Annotated in this window: 17 protein-coding genes; 3 read left to right on the top strand and 14 right to left on the bottom strand. The window is 36.0% G+C overall.

All coding sequences use genetic code 11. From position 1 onward, the window contains the following. The first annotated feature begins 24 nt into the window (after positions 1-24). Positions 25-663, top strand: coding sequence for a hypothetical protein (locus CQ046_RS15340; RefSeq protein ID WP_105703119.1), 639 nt, complete (start codon positions 25-27; stop codon positions 661-663). A 320-nt stretch (positions 664-983) separates the two neighbouring features. Further along, complete coding sequence (locus CQ046_RS15335) at positions 984-1,349, top strand: helix-turn-helix domain-containing protein (protein WP_105703118.1); 366 nt, start codon at positions 984-986, stop codon at positions 1,347-1,349. 65 nt (positions 1,350-1,414) lie between these two features. Here CQ046_RS15335 and gldG read toward each other — a convergent pair whose 3' ends face one another. The 4 genes from gldG to kbl all read right to left on the bottom strand — a co-directional run bounded on the left by gldG (position 1,415) and on the right by kbl (position 5,797). After that, positions 1,415-3,085 carry a gliding motility-associated ABC transporter substrate-binding protein GldG gene (gene gldG, locus CQ046_RS15330; RefSeq protein ID WP_105703117.1) on the bottom strand — a complete coding sequence of 557 codons (1,671 nt, stop codon included), beginning with the start codon at positions 3,083-3,085 and terminating at the stop codon, positions 1,415-1,417. A gap of 4 nt (positions 3,086-3,089) precedes the next feature. Next, complete coding sequence (locus CQ046_RS15325) at positions 3,090-3,818, bottom strand: ABC transporter permease (protein WP_105703116.1); 729 nt, start codon at positions 3,816-3,818, stop codon at positions 3,090-3,092. Positions 3,819-3,877: 59 nt separating this feature from the next. Further along, positions 3,878-4,429, bottom strand: coding sequence for a CopD family protein (locus CQ046_RS15320; RefSeq protein ID WP_105703115.1), 552 nt, complete (start codon positions 4,427-4,429; stop codon positions 3,878-3,880). A 171-nt stretch (positions 4,430-4,600) separates the two neighbouring features. Further along, on the bottom strand, positions 4,601-5,797 hold the full coding sequence (kbl, locus tag CQ046_RS15315; protein WP_105703114.1) for a glycine C-acetyltransferase: 1,197 nt from the start codon (positions 5,795-5,797) through the stop codon (positions 4,601-4,603). Positions 5,798-5,955: 158 nt separating this feature from the next. Here kbl and CQ046_RS15310 point away from each other — a divergent pair, with 158 nt between their 5' ends. Then, the gene (locus CQ046_RS15310; protein WP_105703113.1) at positions 5,956-6,834 is read left to right on the top strand and encodes a cupin-like domain-containing protein; all 879 of its coding nucleotides are present in this window, start codon (positions 5,956-5,958) and stop codon (positions 6,832-6,834) included. Positions 6,835-6,894: 60 nt separating this feature from the next. Here the strand turns inward: CQ046_RS15310 and CQ046_RS15305 are convergent, their stop codons facing one another. From CQ046_RS15305 to CQ046_RS15260, 10 genes are all read right to left on the bottom strand, one after another. After that, on the bottom strand, positions 6,895-7,842 hold the full coding sequence (locus CQ046_RS15305; RefSeq protein WP_105703112.1) for a T9SS type A sorting domain-containing protein: 948 nt from the start codon (positions 7,840-7,842) through the stop codon (positions 6,895-6,897). Positions 7,843-7,872: 30 nt separating this feature from the next. Beyond that, positions 7,873-9,804: a M1 family aminopeptidase gene (locus CQ046_RS15300; RefSeq protein WP_105703111.1), complete on the bottom strand. Its 1,932-nt coding sequence runs from the start codon at positions 9,802-9,804 to the stop codon at positions 7,873-7,875. An 83-nt stretch (positions 9,805-9,887) separates the two neighbouring features. Further along, entirely contained in the window at positions 9,888-11,357 is a 1,470-nt protein-coding gene (gene dacB, locus CQ046_RS15295) for a D-alanyl-D-alanine carboxypeptidase/D-alanyl-D-alanine-endopeptidase (protein ID WP_105703110.1), read from the bottom strand. 161 nt (positions 11,358-11,518) lie between these two features. Next, positions 11,519-13,966 (bottom strand): primosomal protein N', encoded by a 2,448-nt coding sequence (priA, locus tag CQ046_RS15290; protein WP_105703109.1) that lies wholly within the window; start codon positions 13,964-13,966, stop codon positions 11,519-11,521. A 289-nt stretch (positions 13,967-14,255) separates the two neighbouring features. Beyond that, positions 14,256-15,164, bottom strand: a complete 909-nt coding sequence (locus CQ046_RS15285; RefSeq protein ID WP_105703163.1) for an AEC family transporter — start codon at positions 15,162-15,164, stop codon at positions 14,256-14,258. Between the two features lie 148 nt (positions 15,165-15,312). Beyond that, complete coding sequence (locus CQ046_RS15280; protein WP_105703108.1) at positions 15,313-17,781, bottom strand: beta-mannosidase; 2,469 nt, start codon at positions 17,779-17,781, stop codon at positions 15,313-15,315. Then, on the bottom strand, positions 17,774-18,160 hold the full coding sequence (locus CQ046_RS15275; protein ID WP_105703107.1) for a GxxExxY protein: 387 nt from the start codon (positions 18,158-18,160) through the stop codon (positions 17,774-17,776). The genes CQ046_RS15280 and CQ046_RS15275 overlap by 8 nt, the downstream gene beginning before the upstream one ends. A 223-nt stretch (positions 18,161-18,383) precedes the next feature. Continuing rightward, positions 18,384-19,046 (bottom strand): copper homeostasis protein CutC, encoded by a 663-nt coding sequence (locus CQ046_RS15270; RefSeq protein WP_105703106.1) that lies wholly within the window; start codon positions 19,044-19,046, stop codon positions 18,384-18,386. Positions 19,047-19,064: 18 nt separating this feature from the next. Next, positions 19,065-19,619 (bottom strand): hypothetical protein, encoded by a 555-nt coding sequence (locus CQ046_RS15265; RefSeq protein ID WP_105703162.1) that lies wholly within the window; start codon positions 19,617-19,619, stop codon positions 19,065-19,067. Positions 19,620-19,786: 167 nt separating this feature from the next. Beyond that, positions 19,787-20,785, bottom strand: coding sequence for an isoaspartyl peptidase/L-asparaginase family protein (locus tag CQ046_RS15260; RefSeq protein ID WP_105703105.1), 999 nt, complete (start codon positions 20,783-20,785; stop codon positions 19,787-19,789). Positions 20,786-20,803: the final 18 nt, after the last annotated feature.

Genomic DNA, 20,803 nt, shown 5'->3' with positions numbered 1-20,803 from the left:
TGAAACTAACTAACATGATTAAAAATGAGAAAAGTGTACAAAAACATTTTTGGAGAAATTCTCTCCAAAAGTAAAGCTGTGAAGCTAAACGAATATCATCTGTATTATTATGAGGAAGATTCTGATTTTCTAAAAGAAATCGAATTCATCAACGAGGACAGTGTTTACAATATCAATTATTTTCTAAGTGACGAAGAAGACGAAGCAAAGGTAGTAGATTATCTCAGGGAAAAATCTGACTTTTTTGATATTGAAAAAAAAGAGACAGGCGACGGATTTATTATTTCTACCAATAAATTGTATTCCTTATCAGTGGACGAGCTGCCCTTAATTTCTAAAACTGTTTTCAAAACTGATGATCCTGAAAACTTTATCTGTTCCCAGGTTATAGACAACGAAACCCATGAACCGCAACTTGAAAGAACGATAAAATGCTGGTATACCAATGACGAAAGTGGTGAGAAATACGCAGCAATAGAATGCAGCTATCAGGAAGATGGAAAACTGGAACTGGCTGTAAATAAAACCTCAGATCCTGATCACGAAGAAAACTGGTCTCATTATGATTATGATACTTTTCCAGACCTTCAGGCACAAACATCTACGGATATCAGCTATTACAGAACTGCCGCTCTACTTCCCAAAGAAGCTTATCAGCAATAACTTAAATTCTTTTTTAACATCAAAATTATTAAATGAAATAAATCTCATTTTTTTTAATCAAAAAAGTCTCAATGCCCACTTGATCTACGAATCTAGTAGGTATATTTACAGCTATAATAAGAGAAACCTTCGGGTTTCTTTTTTGCTCTATACTAAATTGGATTCACGGCAAAGCAACTTTATAACCTTATAAAGGAAACGATGCTTTTTTATGAGATATGGAATGCAGTGGAGATATATCAAAATCATTTTCAAAAATAGATTTAAAATTTTGTTCCATTTTATTATATTTGTATAAAGGCACAAATATAAAAGTGATTATGGAAAAGCTAAAAAATCTAAGAAAGCAAAGAGGCTACACACAAGAATATATGTCTAATATTATCTCGACAGACGTCTCCAATTACTCCCGAAAAGAGAATGATGAAGTAAGAATATTTGATGATGAATGGGAAAAACTTGCAAAAGCACTTGATGTCCCTGTAGAGGAAATAAAGGAAGAAAGACCTTCCAAAGTAGTTAATAATGATAATTTAACCTTTAATGACCAATCTGCGAACAATAATTTCAATCAATATTACAACATTCCTAATTCTATTGTAGAAAATTTGCAGAGCTATATTAAAGTTTTGGAGGAGCAGGTGGGAGCTTTGAAAGAAGAAAATAAAAAATTGAAGTCTAGATAGATTTTTTATCATCACTTCAATATTAACAAAACTCCCGGAAGAAAACCTTCCGGGAGTTTTATATTTTATCTAAATTTCTTTTTCCTTAACCAGAAGAACAATCCGCCGATAAGACCAATAATTACCAGTGGAAGCAGTAAATTCAGCCACTGCCATGTTGATTTCTCTTCGGTAATTCTTTGTCTGTCAAGAAGTCTTTCTTCAATGTTTCTGTTTCTCAACTCCATCAGGTTGCTGTCATTCAACAAATAATCCAGAGCGTTTCTAAGGAACTGTTCGTTTCCAAACTGCTCGTTGGTTAAAAGGTCTACTCCCAATGGAAGCGGTTTACCTTTGATTACTTTGTTTCTTCCTACATCCCCGTCTGCAATAACGATCATTTTATTTTCCGGGCTTGATGCTTTAAATCCCGGGTAAGATTTTCTTTCAATTCTTGATGCATACGCAGAGTTAAATTTCCCTTCCAATGCTACAGCGAAGATCTTTGGAGTGCTTGGTTTTTCCATTTGTCCAAGGCTGTCTACGCTTGCAATTTCTTTCAAATCTACATAGTTCGGAACCTGTTTCAATAATGTTCTTTCACTGGATTCGAAAAGAACTTTTGTTTTGATATTCTTTCTTCCTCCTAATGTATCAATGGAAGTTGGGAATTCGAATTTTACAGGATTTATGTTTTTTGTGATCGGGTTGTTATTTTCAGCAATTCCAAGTGGATAATAGGGCCAAGGTAAACTTGTATACTGAGGATTTCCGCTTACTTCACCCGTAACCAGTCTTAAAAGGGCAAACTTTTTAACATCTTTAACCAAAGCAGGATTGATTCTCAACCCATAATTGAAAAAGAAGTCTGTCATATTGATATCTACCGGGAAAGGCATTACTTTTTTAGATCTTGTTAAAGTATCCATTTCAGCATTTACTGCATCAATCATCCAAAGGGTTTTCCCTCCGTTCATGATGTACTGGTCAAGAATTACTTTTTCGTTATCTGTAAAGGCTTTTCTTGGCTTTGCGATAACCAGAGCACTCATCTGCTTCAACAGTGGAATATCTTCCAATGAAAGCTCAGTCTGATTTTTAGGAATAATAGGTCCTGCATCATAATTTTCCATAGCCAACTGTACAAATCCCTGGAATTCGTCAGGATTCAATTCATCATGGTTGACCAGAATTCCGATTTTCTTTCTTTTTGCTGCTGCAATATTCTTGATATTGGAAACAAGATTGTACTCTAATCCTTCAATAGATCTTGTCAGCTGCTGATCGGCATCAATTCCCGCCTGTTGTACTACCAATGGTATAGAAGCTCCGCCATCCCCATATTTGATCACAGCGTATGGGAAAAGTGTGATCTGTGAGATTTTTCCATCTTTCACATCCGGAAGAATAGAAGGCTGCATGCCCATTGCCATCAGGGTATCCTGAGACATTTTTGTTTTGATCGGGTCTATGAATTTAAAATCAATCTTCGGATTAATTTTTCTGAACTCTTCCAGCATGAATTTCGTTTCGCTTTGCAGCTGTTTGAAACTTGCAGGAAAGTCACCTTCCAGATACACTTCAACAGTCAGAGGCTTTTTCACAGACTCCAGAACTTTGATGGTGTTATCTGAAAGTGTATATCTTTTTTCTTTTGTTAAGTCTAATCGGATTCCTGAATAGGTCAGGATAATTACTAAAGGAACAATTACAATTAAGAAAATTCCCAGTGGAGATTTAGCATTGAACTTCTTCATGATTCTACTTCTTTTTGTTAATAAAATGATTAGACAATACTAATGAAGCACCGATAACAAGTACAAAATAAGCTACATCTTTAAAATCAATAAGCCCTCTTGTAAAGCCTAAGAAATGTTGATAGAAACCGATATTCTGAAGAATAAAATCTGCTCCCCCCAATAGTTTATAGCTTGCCAATTGCTCGATTCCAAAATACATGATAAAGCACATAAAAACGCCTAACAAATAGGCCATAATCTGGTTTTGAGATAATGAAGAAGCCAGAATTCCTACTGCTGAAAATGCTGCGATTAGCATGATTAGCCCAAGGTAGCTTCCGAAGGTCATTCCAAGGTCGATATTCCCTGTCGGAACCCCCAAAACATACACTGTATAAAGGTAAATTAATGAAGGAATAAGGCATAAAATACCAACAATCCATACGGAAAGAAATTTTCCGGTAACCAGTTCTGAAACCTTTAATGGTTGTGAAAAAAGCCAGTTTAATGTTCCGGTTTGCTGTTCTTCCGCAAAAGTTTTCATGGAAAGTGCCGGAATGATAAACATCAACAGCCATGGCACCAAAACGAAATAGCTCTGAAGTGAGGCCATTCCGATCTCAAAAATATTAGAATCGTTGTCGAAAAAGAACAGGAAAAGAGTTGCTATCAGACTGAAAGCGGCAATGATCACCCATGCACTCCAGTTTCCAAAGTAACTCCACAGTTCTTTCTTTAAAATTGCAATCATAGTTTTTTTGTAAGATGTAAAAAGGATGAATGTATTAAAGCATACGTCCTACTCCACAATTATTTGTTTTTTTTATTTTTATTAACCAGTTTCACCGTCATCATGATCAGAAATACAAGAACGAAAAATCCTGCAATTAATTGCCACCAGTATTCGATCACCATTGATTTTAAAATAACCGTAAATACAACCAGAAACAGAATGAAAGTTGCAATTTCATTAGCCTGTCTCAGTTTGATATTGGCAATTGGCAGTGTATTTCCACTCAATACTTTTAAGTGAAGAACTTTTTTCCAGCACCAGTAATGGTAAATGGCAAGCCCGATAAGGAAGGTAAGTTTCAGATGAAACCATCCCATTTTCATCAGCCCCGGATTTAAAAAGATCATGATCAATCCGCATACCGTCATAATTACCCCCGCCGGAACGGTAATAATATTCCACAGCCTTCTGGCCATAAAAGTGTACTGCTCTCTCAAAATTTTCTTTTTTTCTTCAGGAAATTCATCGGTATCCTTATAGTAAACGAAAATCCTCACGAGATAAAAAATTCCCGCAAAGTAGCTTACCATAAAAATAATGTGCAGCGCTTTGATTATTGTATAAAGCATTCAGAAAAAATTAACAGCAAAGATAAGCTTATTATATAATTGTTAAAAATAATTTTCTTTTGATCAGGAAAATATAAGTAAAATAGATTTCTATAAAAAATAGTTCGGCTCGGGGCAGCAAAGCTGCCCGAGCCGAACATTATATTTTCATTGTTGTAACCAATTCAACGATTAAGAGATCACTCCTAATTCTTTTCCTACTTTTTCAAAAGCAGCAATGGCTTTATCCAAATGTTCTCTTGTGTGAGCCGCAGATAGCTGTACTCTGATTCTCGCTTTTCCTTTCGGTACTACAGGATAGAAGAATCCGATTACGTAGATACCTTCATCCATAAGCTTTTCAGCCATTTTCTGAGAAAGTGGTGCATCGTAAAGCATTACCGGAACAATAGCAGCATCTCCTTCAGGAATATCGAAACCTTTCGCTTTCATTTCTGTTCTGAAATATTCTGCATTTTCCATTACTTTATCACGAAGGGAAGTATCATCAGAAATCATATCCAATACTTTCAAAGCAGCTCCTACGATTCCTGGTGCCAAAGAATTCGAGAATAAATAAGGTCTTGAGCGCTGTCTCAGCATATCAATGATCTCTTTTTTACCGGAAGTAAATCCTCCTAAAGCTCCTCCTAAAGCTTTTCCTAAAGTAGAAGTGATGATATCTACTCTACCCATTACTTCATTAGCTTCGTGAGTTCCACGGCCTGTTTTCCCGATGAAACCTGTTGCGTGAGAATCATCTACCATTACCAAAGCATCATATTTATCAGCAAGGTCACAAACTCCTTTTAAGTCTGCCACGATACCATCCATTGAGAATACTCCATCTGTAACGATAATTTTGAAACGGTGATTTTTTTCAGAAGCAGCAATCAACTGAGCTTCCAGATCAGCCATATTATTGTTTTTATATCTGTATCTCGCTGCTTTACACAAACGAACACCATCAATAATGGATGCATGATTTAATTCATCTGAAATAATAGCATCCTCTTCTGTAAACAAAGGTTCGAAAACCCCACCATTCGCGTCAAATGCTGCTGCATAAAGAATAGTATCTTCAAGACCTAAGAAATCAGCGATTTTTTTCTCCAAATCTTTGTGAATATCCTGTGTTCCACAGATGAAACGTACAGAAGACATTCCATATCCATGAGATTGAATCATTTCCTGAGAAGCTTTCATTACTTCCGGATGGTTTGATAATCCCAGATAATTATTCGCACAGAAGTTCAAAAGCTTTTTTCCATTGGCTTCTATTTCTGCACTTTGTTGAGAAGTGATGATTCTTTCTCTTTTGTAAAGTCCGTCATTCTCAATATTCTGAAGCTCATTCTGTAAATGTTGAAGGTATTTTTCAGAGATCATTTTTGGTAATTTTTTAGATGTGCTAATTTACTAAAAAGGCAGTAAAATAAAACCTTTTATCAGTTTAATTCTAAAAAATCAATATGGATTTAAGTTTTAACATTATTAGTCTACAAATTTAGTAGGATAATATTTATATTTGTTTAAAATTTTAATGCATGAGACTAAAGCCGGTACAAAAAATAAAGACAATCAGTTCAGAAACCTTTATTAACACTCATATGAAGCCGAGAATTCCGATTATTCTTGAAGACTTTGTGCATCCGGAAAGTCCTGCTTTCAAAAAGTGGAATTATGGGTATTTCAAAGAAATTGCAGGCGGCCATGTGGTCAATATATATGGTAGTGAACTTGATTCTCTGGACAGAGTAGCCAGTGATCCTATCGCACAATCCACATTTTCAGAGTACCTTGACCTGATACAATCTGTCCCTACAGAACACAGACTTTTCTTATTTAATCTATTAAAAATAAAACCTGAGCTTAAGAATGATATCATCTACAACGATGTTACGAATGGTAAAATATTAAAATGGCTTCCTTTTATGTTTTTCGGTGGCGAAGGCTCTGTAACGAGAAATCATATTGATATTGACATGTCTCATGTTTTTATCACTCAATTTCAAGGAATCAAAAGAGTATGGCTCTTCCCTTGGGAGCAGTCTGATTTCATGTACAAACTGCCTTACAACTTCCATAGTCTGACTCAAATAAAAAATCCAGATTACAGGAAATATCCGGCGCTACTCTATTTAAATGGTTATGAAGCCATTATTCATCCCGGAGAAACGCTTTATATTCCTTCCGGATGGTGGCATTATATTCAATATGATACGGAAGGATACTCTATATCAGTAAGGGCACTTCCATCGAGTGCTCTTGAAAAATGGCGTGGCTTCAAAAACTTAGTCATTACACGGCATTTTGATAATCTCATGCGGAGAATATTCAAAGAAAAATGGTTTAGCTATAAAGTAAAAATAGCCCGGAAAAGAGGCGCCAGAGCAGCGAGAAAACAAAGAAGCTTTCAAATATAAAACAAAATAAAACGAGCTATATGCCCGTTTTATTTAAGTTATTTTAATAATTATTAAAATTTATTTCTTAATAATTTTTTGTGTGTATTCAGACTTATCTGTTTTTATTCTGACAATATAATTCCCTGAATTCAAATCAGAAATATTTAAATTCCTCCCTGGTTCAGCAATATTTCTTACAAGGCTTCCCTTTGCATCAAAAATTGAAACCAAACTGATCTTTTCATCACTTTCAATATTCAGTTGATCAGCAACTGGGTTGGGTGATATTTTCAACGCTTTTTCTTTAGGCGTTTCATTTACAGCTAAAGTTTCTCCTAACTTTGTAATTTTCATATTATCAATGTAAAAACCTCTGGGGAAAGGAGCATAACTGAAGTTAATTTTATGAACAGTGCCAATAACTGCATTAGCATTGCTTGTTAAAACAAAAGGCGATGAATATTTGAGCTCACCATCAACATAACAATTTAATGAATTTTCAGAGTTTTTTAGAACAAATCTGATGTTGTGCCACATATTAGGCTGAAGAACAGACCCCACTAAAGTTCCGCCAGTATATGGTTTTATCCAATTCATATTTTTGGTATTATTGGTTAATACGAAACCACCAAGTCCTAAGGCACCCGGTGTATTGCTAGAAATATTGAATCTGAAATTATCCGTAGGATAAGATACAAAATCAAATACATAATAAAAATCAAATGAGATTTCACTATCGCTGCTTCCAATCATAGCAGAAATATCTTTTCTAATTTCGACAGAATATCCATTACCTCCCTCTAAAGCCAATGAGCTAATACCATCAGTTGCTTTATCATTAGTTATTTTCAGAGAATTTAAATCCAAGGTTGGATTATTCGCATTCCATAATTCCCACCCATTCTGTCCTACAATTGTTCCCTGATTATACCCTTCAGAAGATTCAAACGAGATTGTCTGAGTCTGGGCATTTAACATTAATCCAACAGGAAATAAAGCTAATAAATAAAGAACTCTCTTTTTCATGGTTTAGTTTATAATATTATAATTTGTAATTTAATATTTTACAAATTTAATATTCTTTTCTTGAATAGTAATAATATAAGCTCCAGGAACCAATTCTGAAATTCCGATTGCTTTACCTGGCAGATAAGTTCCTTTTCCTACCAGTTTACCATCTATAGCATGAATACTATAATCTGCTGCTCTGTTAAGACCTTTAAGGTTAATTTCATTTTTGGCAGGATTTGGATATAAACCAAAACCTTCTTTCTCAACAGAAGAAACACTTAAAGTATTATCCTGAGTTACGGTAGAGTTTTTCTCAAGAATCTGATATTCGTAATTAAACTGAATGCTTGCAATAGGAAACGTTACCGATTGAAGGAAATATTGATTATTTGAAGTATTGTTTAAAACCAAATAAGCAGTCTGGCCTGCAGTTCCGGTTACTTTAATAGGCAAAGGCATTTCAAAGAAACTCACCATAGAGCTGCTCTGTGTTTGAGAAACTTTGAATACAGCCTGATTACCGCTTTGCATCCATTTTATATTGTAAGTAGGATATCCTTCTCCATACACCCAGTCATTAAAAAATTCTGTAAAATCTGTGCCTGTAGATTGAAGCAGAGAAGCATTAAAATCAGCTGTACGCGCATAGCTGTATGCTAAATTCGGTCTTGCATGATAATCTTTAAGTGCCTGATAAAAAACAGTATCACCTAAAGCCCATTTCAACATTCTAAGGATATAACCTCCCTTAGAATAAGAAAGCCTGCTGTCAAATATTCTGCCGATGCTGTTAAGTCCACTGTCCGGTACATAAACGCTCCCTCCTACACTTCCAGTAATATAGTTGGACTGACCTTGTAAGTAATTCAAAAATTCAGTATTGGTCATCAGTAGTTTTTCATTGGCAACATGCTCTCCGAAAGTAGCAAAACCTTCATTCAGCCAGATATCATTCCAGGCACCACAAGTTACCTTATCGCCAAACCACTGGTGGGTAAGTTCATGAGCAATAAGCTGTTTGCTCCACCCTCCCATAGAAGACATAGTCTGATGCTCCATTCCTCCTCCATACATAAATTCCATATGACCATATTTTTCATTACGGAAAGGATAAGAACCAAAATAGGTCTCAAAAGTATCCATTACCTGCTTTGTCCAGTTAATATTCGCTATACTGGTGGCATTTGAATTAGTGGAAGGATAAATATAGTTTACAAAAGGAAAAGGTGGATTTCCAATAGTATCGGTAAGTTTTACAAAATTAGTAATTGAAAGAGCGATCAGATAAGCCGGTGTAGGATACATGGTTCTCCAAAAGGTAAGCTTTGTGGATCCTGTAGGAAAAGTTTCAGACATCAATTTTCCATTGGCAGCCACACTGTAATTGGATGGAGTTGTAATTTTAAAATCAAATCTTTCAATTTTATCATTCAAACTCTGTTTTGTTGGAAACCAGTCCTGTGCACCATAAGGTTCATTCAAAGTAGAAAGCACCGGAGTTCCGCTCTGAAGCGCTGTTTTGAAAGCATCATTACTTGTAGAAGGTGCTCCCGCATAATAAATAGTAAGTGAATCTAATGTATTGGCAGGAATAGAAGCTGGAAAATCAATTTTCAATTCTTTTGAAGGAAGTTGCTGAAAACTTGTAATGTTAGTTCCGTGATATTTCACCTGGGAAACGGTCAAAGAATTAGAAAGATCAAAATAAATACTTCCCATACTTTGGTTAGGTTTGAAATGTGAAGTTACTGAACCTGAGATATTATATACTGCAGGATCCAGACTGACATCCATTCTCTGATACTGCAAGTCATAATTCAGTGTATTGGGATTCGTATTCCCAATGTTCATTTTCTGAGTAAAGGATTGTTTCTCTTTTTCGATCAATCCTTTCATATCTATGTTTTGCTCATGCTTCTGGCCATAGAACTGCTGGGATAATATAAATCCCAACACCAAAAGGTACAATTTTGTCATGTTTAGAAAAATTTAATCAAATATAAAAAAAACCTTTTAATCAATGATTAAAAGGCTGTTATAATATATAAAATAAAAGATTTTTAAAGATCCAGTGCGGGTTCAAGAATTTTCTCCATTCTCTTTTTCACCATATCTACAGATCCGGAATAGTTATTCACCATTAAAGAGAACACCAATGTTTTCCCGGAATTTGTTTTCAGATAACCTGCTAATGTTTTTACTTTATTTAAAGTTCCCGTTTTAGCAAAAACCTGTCCATTACCTCCTCCAATAAACATTCTTTTTAAAGTTCCGGATTGTCCTCCGATGGGAAGAGAGGTTAGATAAGATCTGTAATATTTCTGATCCATCAAAGAGGTAAGAAATTTCGCTTGGGAAATAGGAGTTACATTATTGCTTCTTGAAAGACCACTTCCATCCATATAATTAAGACCATTCATATCAAAACCTGCCTCTCTTAAGTGATTGGTCACCACGACTCTTCCAGATTCTGAAGTCTGGTCACCCATTTTCTGATAACCTACTGTTCTTAATAAAGCTTCTGCTAATGAATTATCACTATGCTGATTAGTATAATAAATAATATCACCTAAAGTTGGAGATTTATAAGCTGAAAGCATTTTTCTGCCTTCCGGAGCTGAATCTGTCATTTTCGGAGTTACTTTTCCGGTAACAGGGATTCCGCTTTTCACCAGTGTAGTTCTGAATGAGTTGGCAAGAAATGCCGGAGCGTCAGGAACTTTGGTTGTTAAAGCTCCGTTTCCTTCATATTTATCAGCATATACCATCTGATGATTGTAAGGAGAAACATAGAAAAACTTCTTATCTGTAGAGAAACTTCCTTTTTTAACAATCAGTTTTTCGTTGGCCGGGTTGATATCGCGGGTACTTCCTGCAGGCAGATAGTAATTATTGTTTTCCAACCATACAACATTTTCCGGAAGCACTGAAATATTGCCTTTGAAAAGCGCTGTCTGAATGATAATATCACCATTTACCTTTTTGATTCCCTCTCTTGAAACTCCGCCTACGAAATCTGAAATGATATCTCTGTAAGATGAAGCACCAGCTTTATTGGTTCCCAAAGACGGGTCACCGCTTCCTATTACATAAAGATTTCCATTTAAGACTCCATTTTCATCTATAGTCCCTGAATACTCAAGCTGCGTCATCCAACGGTAGTTTTCACCCAAAAGGTTTAATGCTGTTTCCGTTGTAAGGAGCTTTGTAGTAGAAGCAGGTACTAAAGGAGTGTTTTCATTGTACGAAGAGATTACCTTCTTCGTTTTCGGATCGTACACTACGAATCCCCAGCTTGCATTTTTCAGCACAGGATCCGCCATCATTGTGTTTACGTTAATATCTACCAGTTCTTTTGCTGACAAAACAGTTTTCTCCACCATCGTGCTAACGGGTGAAGGCAGGTTTAAACTGCTTTTCTGACTGTCATAATTCTGAGAATAAAGAACGGTAGAAACGGTAGACTGAGCCAGGAAAAGACCAGAAGCCAACACCGCCGCACTTGAAAAATATTTTCTGAAATTTACCATCTATCTTCTTTTAGTTCTATAGTTTTGACTCTATAAAAAATGAGAGGTTAAATCATTCAATTAAAAAGCCAAACACTTAATCAACGTCCAAAAGTAGAAATTATTGTTATACAACGAGCTATCAGCGTCTTATAAAAGAGTGTAAAGTTTGTTAAAAATTGTTAAAAATCCACAAAAACATCTTTTTTAATGCTTTGATAAGCAGTAATTTCATCAAATTCTTTCAAACTTATCAAAACCATATTTTTGAATTTCTCATAGTTTTTCCCACGGGGAAGCTTCAGCATAATCTGGAATTGATACAGGTTATTCAGCCTTGCAATCTGAGCTCTTTCAGGGCCTAAAACACAATCTTCCGGAAGATATTTTCTAAGGATGGAGCCCAGAAACTGAGAAGCACGGTCTACTTTATCTTCCTTTCTGTGCTTCATTTCAATCATAATCAGCTTGGTAAAGGGCGGATAATGAAATTTCTGACGCTCTGTAAGAATATATTTATAGATCTTCGCTGGATTATTCATCTTGATCAGCTGAAATACAGAATGCTCTGGATTATAAGTCTGAATCAGGATTCTCCCTTTTCCGGAAACCCTTCCCGCTCTACCTGACACCTGCGTGATCAATTGATAAGCTCTTTCTTCTGCCCGAAAATCCTGTACATATAATAAGGAGTCTGCTTTGGGAATCGTAACCAGCTCGATATGATCAAAATCAAGCCCCTTAGAAATCATCTGTGTTCCTACGATAATGTCTGTTTCTCCATCCTCAATCTTTTCATATAGTTTTTCGTAGGCAAATTTCTTACGCATAGAATCTACGTCCATTCTGTCCACCTCATTTTCAGGGAACAGTTTAGAAACTTCCTCATGAATCTGCTCTACCCCAACTCCTCTTTCATTCAGCTTTTCGGAATTACATTTCGGACAGGTTCTTGGTTTTGAAGCTCTTTGTCCACAATAGTGGCACTTCATTTCATTGGCAGCCTTATGATAGGTCATCACGACATCACAATTGGAACAGTAATTCACATAACCACAGCTCTCACACTCTATGACGTTGGAATAACCACGACGATTGTGCAGAACGATCGCCTGATTTTTTTCATCTACTGTTTTCTTGATCTCTTCAACAAGCTTCAAAGAGAAATTTCCGGAAACCTTTTTAGATTCCTGGGCTTCTTTGAAATTGATCAGTTCATATTCCGGCAGATTGACATTCCCAAATCTTTCATTCAGGAAAACATATCTCATTTTATCTTTTCGGGCCCTGTAGTAGCTTTCCACGGAAGGAGTTGCTGATCCTAAAATCACACCCGCGTTATAAAATCCACCTAAAACCAATGATGCATCTTTAGCATTAAAATAAGGAGAAACTTCTCTTGGCCTGTACGCTGAATCATGCTCCTCATCTATCACAATAAGTCCGAGATTCTGATAAGGTAAAAACAAAGCGTTACGTGTTCCGATCAGGATACGGATATCATTCTGTTTAATTCTTCTCCATACTTCTACCCTTTCAAAATCTGTCAGTTTCTGATGATAAAAACCGAGCTGCCTGCCGTATTTTTTTTCTAATCTTTGGGTGATCTGTTTCGTCAGAGAAATTTCAGGAAGTAAAAACAGAACATTTTTTCCTTCTTTGATACATTCATCAATTTTCTCTAAATAAATATGGGTTTTTCCTGATGAAGTAACCCCGTGAAGCAGCACATTCTTCCCTTCTTCAAAAGCTTCATCAATTTCAGATTTTGCTATTTTCTGCTGTTCGGAAAGTTCTTCAAGCTCCTCAATTTCTCCTTCATAGCTTTCAATTCTGTCTTTCTGCATGTAATATTCCTCTACAAGACCTTTATCTGCCAAAGGTTTGAAGTGAGAACTTCCGAAATAACCATCTTCAAACAGTTCAGATTTTTTAATAGGAATATCAGGGTTTTCTGTCTGTTTTTCTAAAATAAGAAGGAACAGGTCTTTCTGTTTTTGAGCTCTGTTCAGTTTTAAAAGTACATCTGTAAGATTCTGATTGACCAAAACCTCATCATTGATTCTTACATATGCTACTTCTTTCGCTTTATATTTCTCAGCAATTTTTTCATCAATTTCAATATACTGAAGATCAATCAATGAATTGATGGTTTTAATAATATCCTTTTTAGGAATAAAAGCCTCGATATCCGTCAGATTGATCAGCTGTCGTACTTCCAACGCCTGAATCAGGTACATTTCGTTGACATCCAGATTTTCAAAATCAACAACTACACCCAGTTTTAATTTTAAATAGGTTTCACTTTCCAGCTTTAACGAAGAAGGAAATGAAAACCGGTAAATTTCACCAAGGCTGCACAGATAATATTCCGAAAGCCAGTTCCAGAAATTAATCTGTTCCTCAGGCATAATCGGTTGATCATCCAGCATGCTGATCACTTCCTTGGCGATAAAATTTTCCGGTGCATTATCGTGAAGCTCAAAGACAATTCCTGTATAGATTTTCTTTCCGCCAAACGGTACCAGGACACGCATTCCAGGCTGGATTTCAGACATCATTTCTTCGGGAACTTTATAGGTAAAAGATCCTTTTAGGTTTAGGGGTAAAACAATTTGAGCGTATTGCAAGGGAAATATTTAAAGTGTAAAATTAGATTTTTCCTGAGAGAACTGCAACTTTGCAGAAGTTCTTTCGTAATGTTTAACAAAGCCTGGAAACCAAAAACTGTATTGTATTCTCTACTTTTTTTTCTTTTGTCCATTCCGTAGGAATCTAAACAATCAGATATTTTTTAATGTCCAGAATTTTATTGATAAAAACAATGGTATGAGAGGCTGGATTCCTACGGAATGACAAGGCGTGTGAATAAAAGAACAGCACAAATTCGAAAGTATCGAAGAAAGAATTTATGGATAACTAAAAAAAGTATTCTGTCATCTCATACCAGAATGCAGAAGTAAAAAATCCGACAATAATACTGACTCCGATGATCAGGTTGGTCAGTTTTGTATTCAGCCTGAATTGTTCTGCAATGATACTTGAGGTAACGAGTGTAGGCATTGCGGCTTCAAAAACTGTAATTTTTGCCACATCTCCTTTTATTCCGAACAGCAAAGCCATTCCCAGAACAATTGCCGGTGCCAGAATCAATTTATACAACATCGACATGGACATCTGAGGGATCAGTTTTTTCCATCCGTTAAATTTCAACTGTAATCCGACTGAAAATAAAGCTAATGGACTTACTGTGGCAGCTAATTTATCAAAGAACGGTTCTGCAGCAGTGAAATCAATAAACTGCGACAATACTAAAGCCGAAATACACCCAATTAACGGAGGAAATGTAACAAGTCTTTTTAAAATAAATAGTGCACTTACCTTTCCTGACCTGCTTCCACCTTTCACTGCAGCAATAATTCCGAGGGTAGAAAGGAAAAAAAACATAGTCTGGTCACAGATAATCGCAATACTCAGAAGTCCTTCACCATAAAAGGCGCTGATTAAAGGAAATCCAATAAATGAAGTATTACTATAGCCACTTGCCAATTCTAAAGTACTTCTGGATCGCCTTGAATACCCTTTGCTCTTACTGTATAACATCATAAAGAAGAAACAGAACACTGAAATTAAGAACGTAGCCGCAATCGGGAACAGCATTTCAGTTGTCCATTTTACTTTAGGCAGATATTTAAACGAAACTGCCGGAAGAGCAAGATAAAGAATCCAGGTGTTGATACCTTTATGGGCATCGGGGTGGATAGATTTTGTTGCTTTGAATATCATTCCTGCAATGATACACACTGCAATCAGAACAAAATTTACCATAACTATAAAGAAATATAGTGCAAATTTACGGCTGATTTTTGAGTTGGAGGGGTAAAATTTATATTTTTTTGGCAAAATTTCCATTAACCATGTCAAGGTTTTGAACCTTGACATGGTTGACTAATTGGAAAAGTTTTCAAAATAGATCTTACTCCTTCATCACATCCCAGAGACTCATCACTTCAATTTTTTCTATAGGTTTTGAGAACGTAATCCTTTTTGAAGCTCCCGGTAACAGATCAAAGAAATTATCACTGAAGTGAGTATCTCCGATCAGATAAATATCTTTTGCCAAGATATCCGTTGATATTTCAATTTCAGTGGGTGATATTTTTTTGATTGTAATCTCCGGTTTTGAGAGTTTTAAATCTTTAGGTTTATTAAAGAAGAACAGCTTTTCAAATTTTGTTTCTTTTTCAGCACTTATTTTTAAAACTGCTCCGGACAAATCAAATTGAGCCAGTTCTGACTTACTGATATTTCGAATTTTCTTACTTACATCAGCTCTAATATCATCTGATTGATTCGCTTTCCAAAGTGTTTTTCCTTTAAAATCAATTAATTCAAACTTTGTATCTGTTTTAAATTCCTTCAATAAATCACTGATCAGATAAACGTCATAACTTTTATCGGTCTCTGCTACTGATATCAACACAGGTTCAAAGCTTCTTTTTGCCTGATAATGGAAAGCTTTCCAGTTTCCAAGATAATCGATGGACGACCATGATACCACCGGCCAGCAATCGTTGAGCTGCCAGTAGAGTGTTCCCATGTTATAAGGTTTTGCGCGGCGGTGAGCTTCAATGGCAATCTGCATTCCTCTTGCCTGTGACAGCTGTGAAACGTAATTGTATTGTACAAAATCGGTCGGAATTTTATAATCCCGTTTCAGATATTCATTAATGATGTCCCAGCCACGGGCATGCTTTTCGTGAGCTTTAATCGTTGGGTTCTGAAGACTTAATTCCGGAGTTCCAGAGAACATTGATTTTGTGGTTTCAAGAGTGGGTGTGCCCTGAAAGCCATATTCAGACATAAAACGGCCTACTTTTTCGTTGTAAATTTCAAAGGGTTGCTCACCCCACCAGACTCCCCAATAATGAGAATCTCCTTCTGTTAAACTTTCTTTATGCCCCCAGCCAATGGATGGAGAGCTTGGCCAGTATATATTTTTATCAGACTTCAGATTTTCTGCCAATGCATTGGGAATGACATCATGGAAAAGCTTTTTATAATCTTTCCAAACCTGTAATGAGTCGTTTTTTGAATAGTTGAACTGCTTCTGATATCCCCAGTTGACAATGGCTTCATCAATTTCATTATTTCCGCACCACAAAGCAATAGACGGATGATTCTGAAGCCTGTTGACCTGATCTTTTACTTCTTCTTTTACATTGTTCAAAAATGCTTCATCTGCCGGATAAAAACTTCCCGCAAACATAAAATCCTGCCACACGAGAATTCCGTTTTCGTCGCAGGCTTTGTAAAATTCATCATCTTCATAAATACCTCCGCCCCAGATACGGATCATATTCATATTGGCGTCTTTGGTATCTTTGATGAGCTTCCGGTATTTTTCTTTGGTCATTCTGGGCGAAAAGCTATCTCCCGGAATCCAGTTGGTTCCTTTGATATACAATGGCTGTCCATTCACTTTAAAATAGAATGATTTTCCTTTTTCGTCTTTTTCCTGAACCAATTCAACTGTTCTTAACCCTATCCTGATATTTTTACTATCAATCTTTTTCTGATCTTTTGAAAGCTTTACTTCAAAATCATAGAGGTTAGCTTCACCGCGTCCGTTAGGCTGCCAAAGCTTCATCCCGGTTGTTTCATAAGGAATCGATATTATATTTATTCCTTTTTTTAAAGATATTTTTTGGTGGGTTTTATTCAGATCTAAGGTATAATTTCCGGCATTTTGTGCATCAATCTCTACATCAAAATGCAAATCATTAGAACCATCAGCAGCTCTTTTCTGAATATCTTTAACGGTAATAATTTTGGCATTATTCCAGAATTCTAACTGAACGTCTTTCCATATTCCTGCCGTAACCAATCTTGGCCCCCAATCCCATCCAAACTGGTATTGTGCTTTTCTTACAAAACTTCTTGGTGATTCCGGCATAGTGAACGGAACTTTTTTGGCTAATTCCTTTCCTGTATTCACTGCAGATTTGAAGTTAATCTGAATTGTATTCTTTCCTGTTTTCAGATATTGTTTCACCGGAATTTCCCATTTCCGGAACATATTATCGGTTTTCTTTAACAGTTTTCCGTTAAGATAGATTTCTGAAAATGTATCTAATCCGTTAAAAACAAGATCAATATTGTCATTCTTTAATTCCTGAGAAGAAATCGTAAATGCAGTCTGATAGTCCCAATCTTCATTTTCTATCCATTGTACTTTCTTTTCATTTTCATCTTTGTAAGGATCAGGTATAACTTTATTATCCATTAAATCCAGATGCACTGTTCCCGGAACTTTCGCAGGAAGCCAGTTTTGGTCTTTTGAATTTCTGAACTGCCAGTTCTCTGAAGACAGATTCCTTTGTGAAAACTGTGCGGAAAGGATATTCTGTGTGAAAAGGAAAGCAAAAAGGATCGTTCTATTCATCAATAATTTTGTTTACAATTCTGTGGATTCCATATTTAATAAGTTCATTATTAAAATTAATAAGCAATCCCAATTTTATATTAGTCTGTTTCAGATATGTCAATACTTGTGAGTGAAAAATAGGATGCAACTCTAATACAGATTTCACTTCTACAATAACTTTATCTTCTACAATCAAATCAATTCTGAATGCATTTTCTATATATACTTCTTTATACTTTAAAGGTAAAGATAGTTGTTGCTTAATATTTAGTCCCAACATCTTTAATTCATAAGCTAAAGCGGTTTCATATGCATTTTCTAAAAGGCCAACTCCTAAGTTCTTATGCACTTCTATAGCTGCTCCTATTATTTTGTAGGATATTTCGTTTTCTGTCATTCATTTGTGTGCTTTATTTTTATTGTGTAGTTTTTAAACGCAAAGTTTCAAATTTGGCTACATAATATTTTAAGGAAGCAAAGATGGAATCGATTTTCACTCGATTGGATGAAGCAGACTGTTTCTATCCTTACGCTTAATTAGCGACATAGTCGCATCACTTTGCTTACTCAAAATATAATACAGTTTGTTTTTTAAACTTTGCGTTTAAATATTACTCATTCTATTTACTTTTCAACGCAACCACTTCATCAGGGTTGGCAAAAGCCCCACCATCAGTAATCGCTGAAGAATGGAAATAATTAGCATTGGTAACAGCTCTTATTCCTTCAATATTGGATGAACGAAGTCCGCCTCCAACAAGGATTCCGATTCTTCCATTAGAAAGTTCAACCAGTTTTTTCAGATTCTCTTTTCCTTCAGATACATTAGGTTTCTGGCCTGAAGTAAGGATGGTTGTAAAGCCGCATTCAATTACTTTTTCTAAAGAATCTTCCAGACTTGCAGCACGGTCAAAAGCACGGTGAAAAGTACATGGAAGCGGTGCTGCCAGTTCTACTAAAGCTTTATTTTGCTTCATATTAACCTCATCATTTTCATCTAAAATCCCGAATACAAAACCATCTGCCTTTAAAGTTTTTAAATGAACTAAATCATTTTTCATCTGTTCAAATTCTGAATCTGAATAAGAGAAGTCTCCACCTCTGGGACGGATCATCACAAAAATTGGGATGGTAATTTTCTCACGAAGTTTTTTCATTGTTTCAAAGTCCGGAGTGGTACCGCCTTCACTGAGCCCATCACATAATTCTATTCTGTCTGCTCCGTTTTCAAAAGCAATTATCGCTGATTCAGGGTTAAAACAAGCTATTTCTATTTTTGACATTCTATGATCTATTTAATTTTACTTTGGCTCATCCTGCAAAACATCTGCAATCAAAAAGGAACCGTTTTCTTTTATTACTTTTATGACAGAGGGATAGTGAGCTTTATAACCATCATCTCTCAACACAACATTGAAGATATATCCATCTTTTGTAGAGGATTTTAAATCACAGCTTTCTACTTCAATATTGATCCAATCCTGCGCAGGAATGAGAAATCCTATACCAATACCTGCTTTACTGGTATCAAACTTCGACTTCCATTTATTCTGAAATTCTTTTTCTGTAAGGCTTCCGTCTACATCCAGATCAACATTGGTGGCATCCGTTTTATAATCAAAATAGTCTTTAGTAGTGATCTTCTGCAGATTCTTTTCTCCAATTCCGATATCTGCTTTAAAATAGTCGACAATACTTCTTTCCAACCACTTTTTTGCATCTTCTGCTTCATTGGATTGATTATCCTGAAGTGCTTTTTCTGCTGTCTGCTGTGGCTCTGTTACTGTTTTAATCTCCTTCTTTTCTTCCTTACATCCGATAATCAGAAATAAGGAAGCGATGATTGTTCTTTTCATATTGTATGTTTTGGCTAAAGCCAATAGGTGTCATTGATTTGTTTAAATGGGCTAAAGCCCATCTTTATTGAATTTTTAATTTTTGTTGGAATAACGCAAAAGCGCAAAGATTTTATCTTCAATAAAATTTATACGTAGCTCCTTACGATATTATTTCCATCATGCAATTATTTTAAAGCAAATTCCGGTTTTTCAAGGCGGTTTCCTTTTTGGTCATATACGGCGAAGTTGAAGCCGTCCTGAATACAATAAGAACCATATTCTCCTTGTTTGTTGATGGCGATAAAACCTACCTGAATATCTTTTAGATTTTTGTTTCTTCTCTGAGTAATTTTTACGATTCTTTCTACCGCTTCTTTACATGCTTCCTGTGGATTTCTGCCTTGTCTCATCAGTTCCACTACGAGATGCGTTCCCACCGTTCTTATCACTTCTTCACCATGACCTGTTGCTGTAGCCGCTCCTACTTCATTATCTACAAACAGACCTGCTCCGATAATTGGGGAATCTCCTACTCTACCATGCATTTTGAAAGCCATTCCGCTCGTTGTACAGGCACCTGAAAGATTTCCCTGTGCATCCAAAGCAATCATTCCTATGGTATCGTGGTTTTCAATATTAGCGATAGGTTTATACTGGCTGGTCTTTAACCATTCTTTCCATTCTTTTTCTGATTCGGGAGTGAGAAGATTTTCTTTTTTAAATCCCTGTGAAAGGGCAAACTGTAATGCTCCATCTCCTACCAACATAACGTGGGGTGTTTTTTCCATAACAGCTCTGGCAACAGAAATTGGGTTTTTAACGTGTTCCAGACAGGCAACAGAACCAATATTATAATTTTCATCCATGATACAGGCATCCAGCGTTACTCTTCCATCTCTGTCCGGACGGCCTCCGTACCCTACACTTCTTTCTTTTGGATCCAATTCTACGAGACGTACTCCTTTTTCTACGGCATCTAAAGCTTTTCCTCCTTTTCCAAGGATTGTCCATGCTTCTTCGTTGGCTTTTAAACCAAAATTCCAGGTTGAAAGGACAATTGGTTTGTTGACAGTTTTTACAGTAGGTTCAGGTAATTCGGCAGCCATTAAATCCAGCGGGTTTACAGCAAGTGCTGCTGTTGCAATTCCCAGTTTTTTAATAAAACTTCTTCGGTTATTGTTCATGGTATCTCAAATTGTATA

The organism is Chryseobacterium sp. MYb7 (assembly GCF_002979455.1).
Classification (GTDB): Bacteria; Bacteroidota; Bacteroidia; order Flavobacteriales; family Weeksellaceae; genus Chryseobacterium.
Note: the sequence above shows the minus strand (reverse complement) of the source record. Positions and strands in the feature narration are given on the sequence as shown.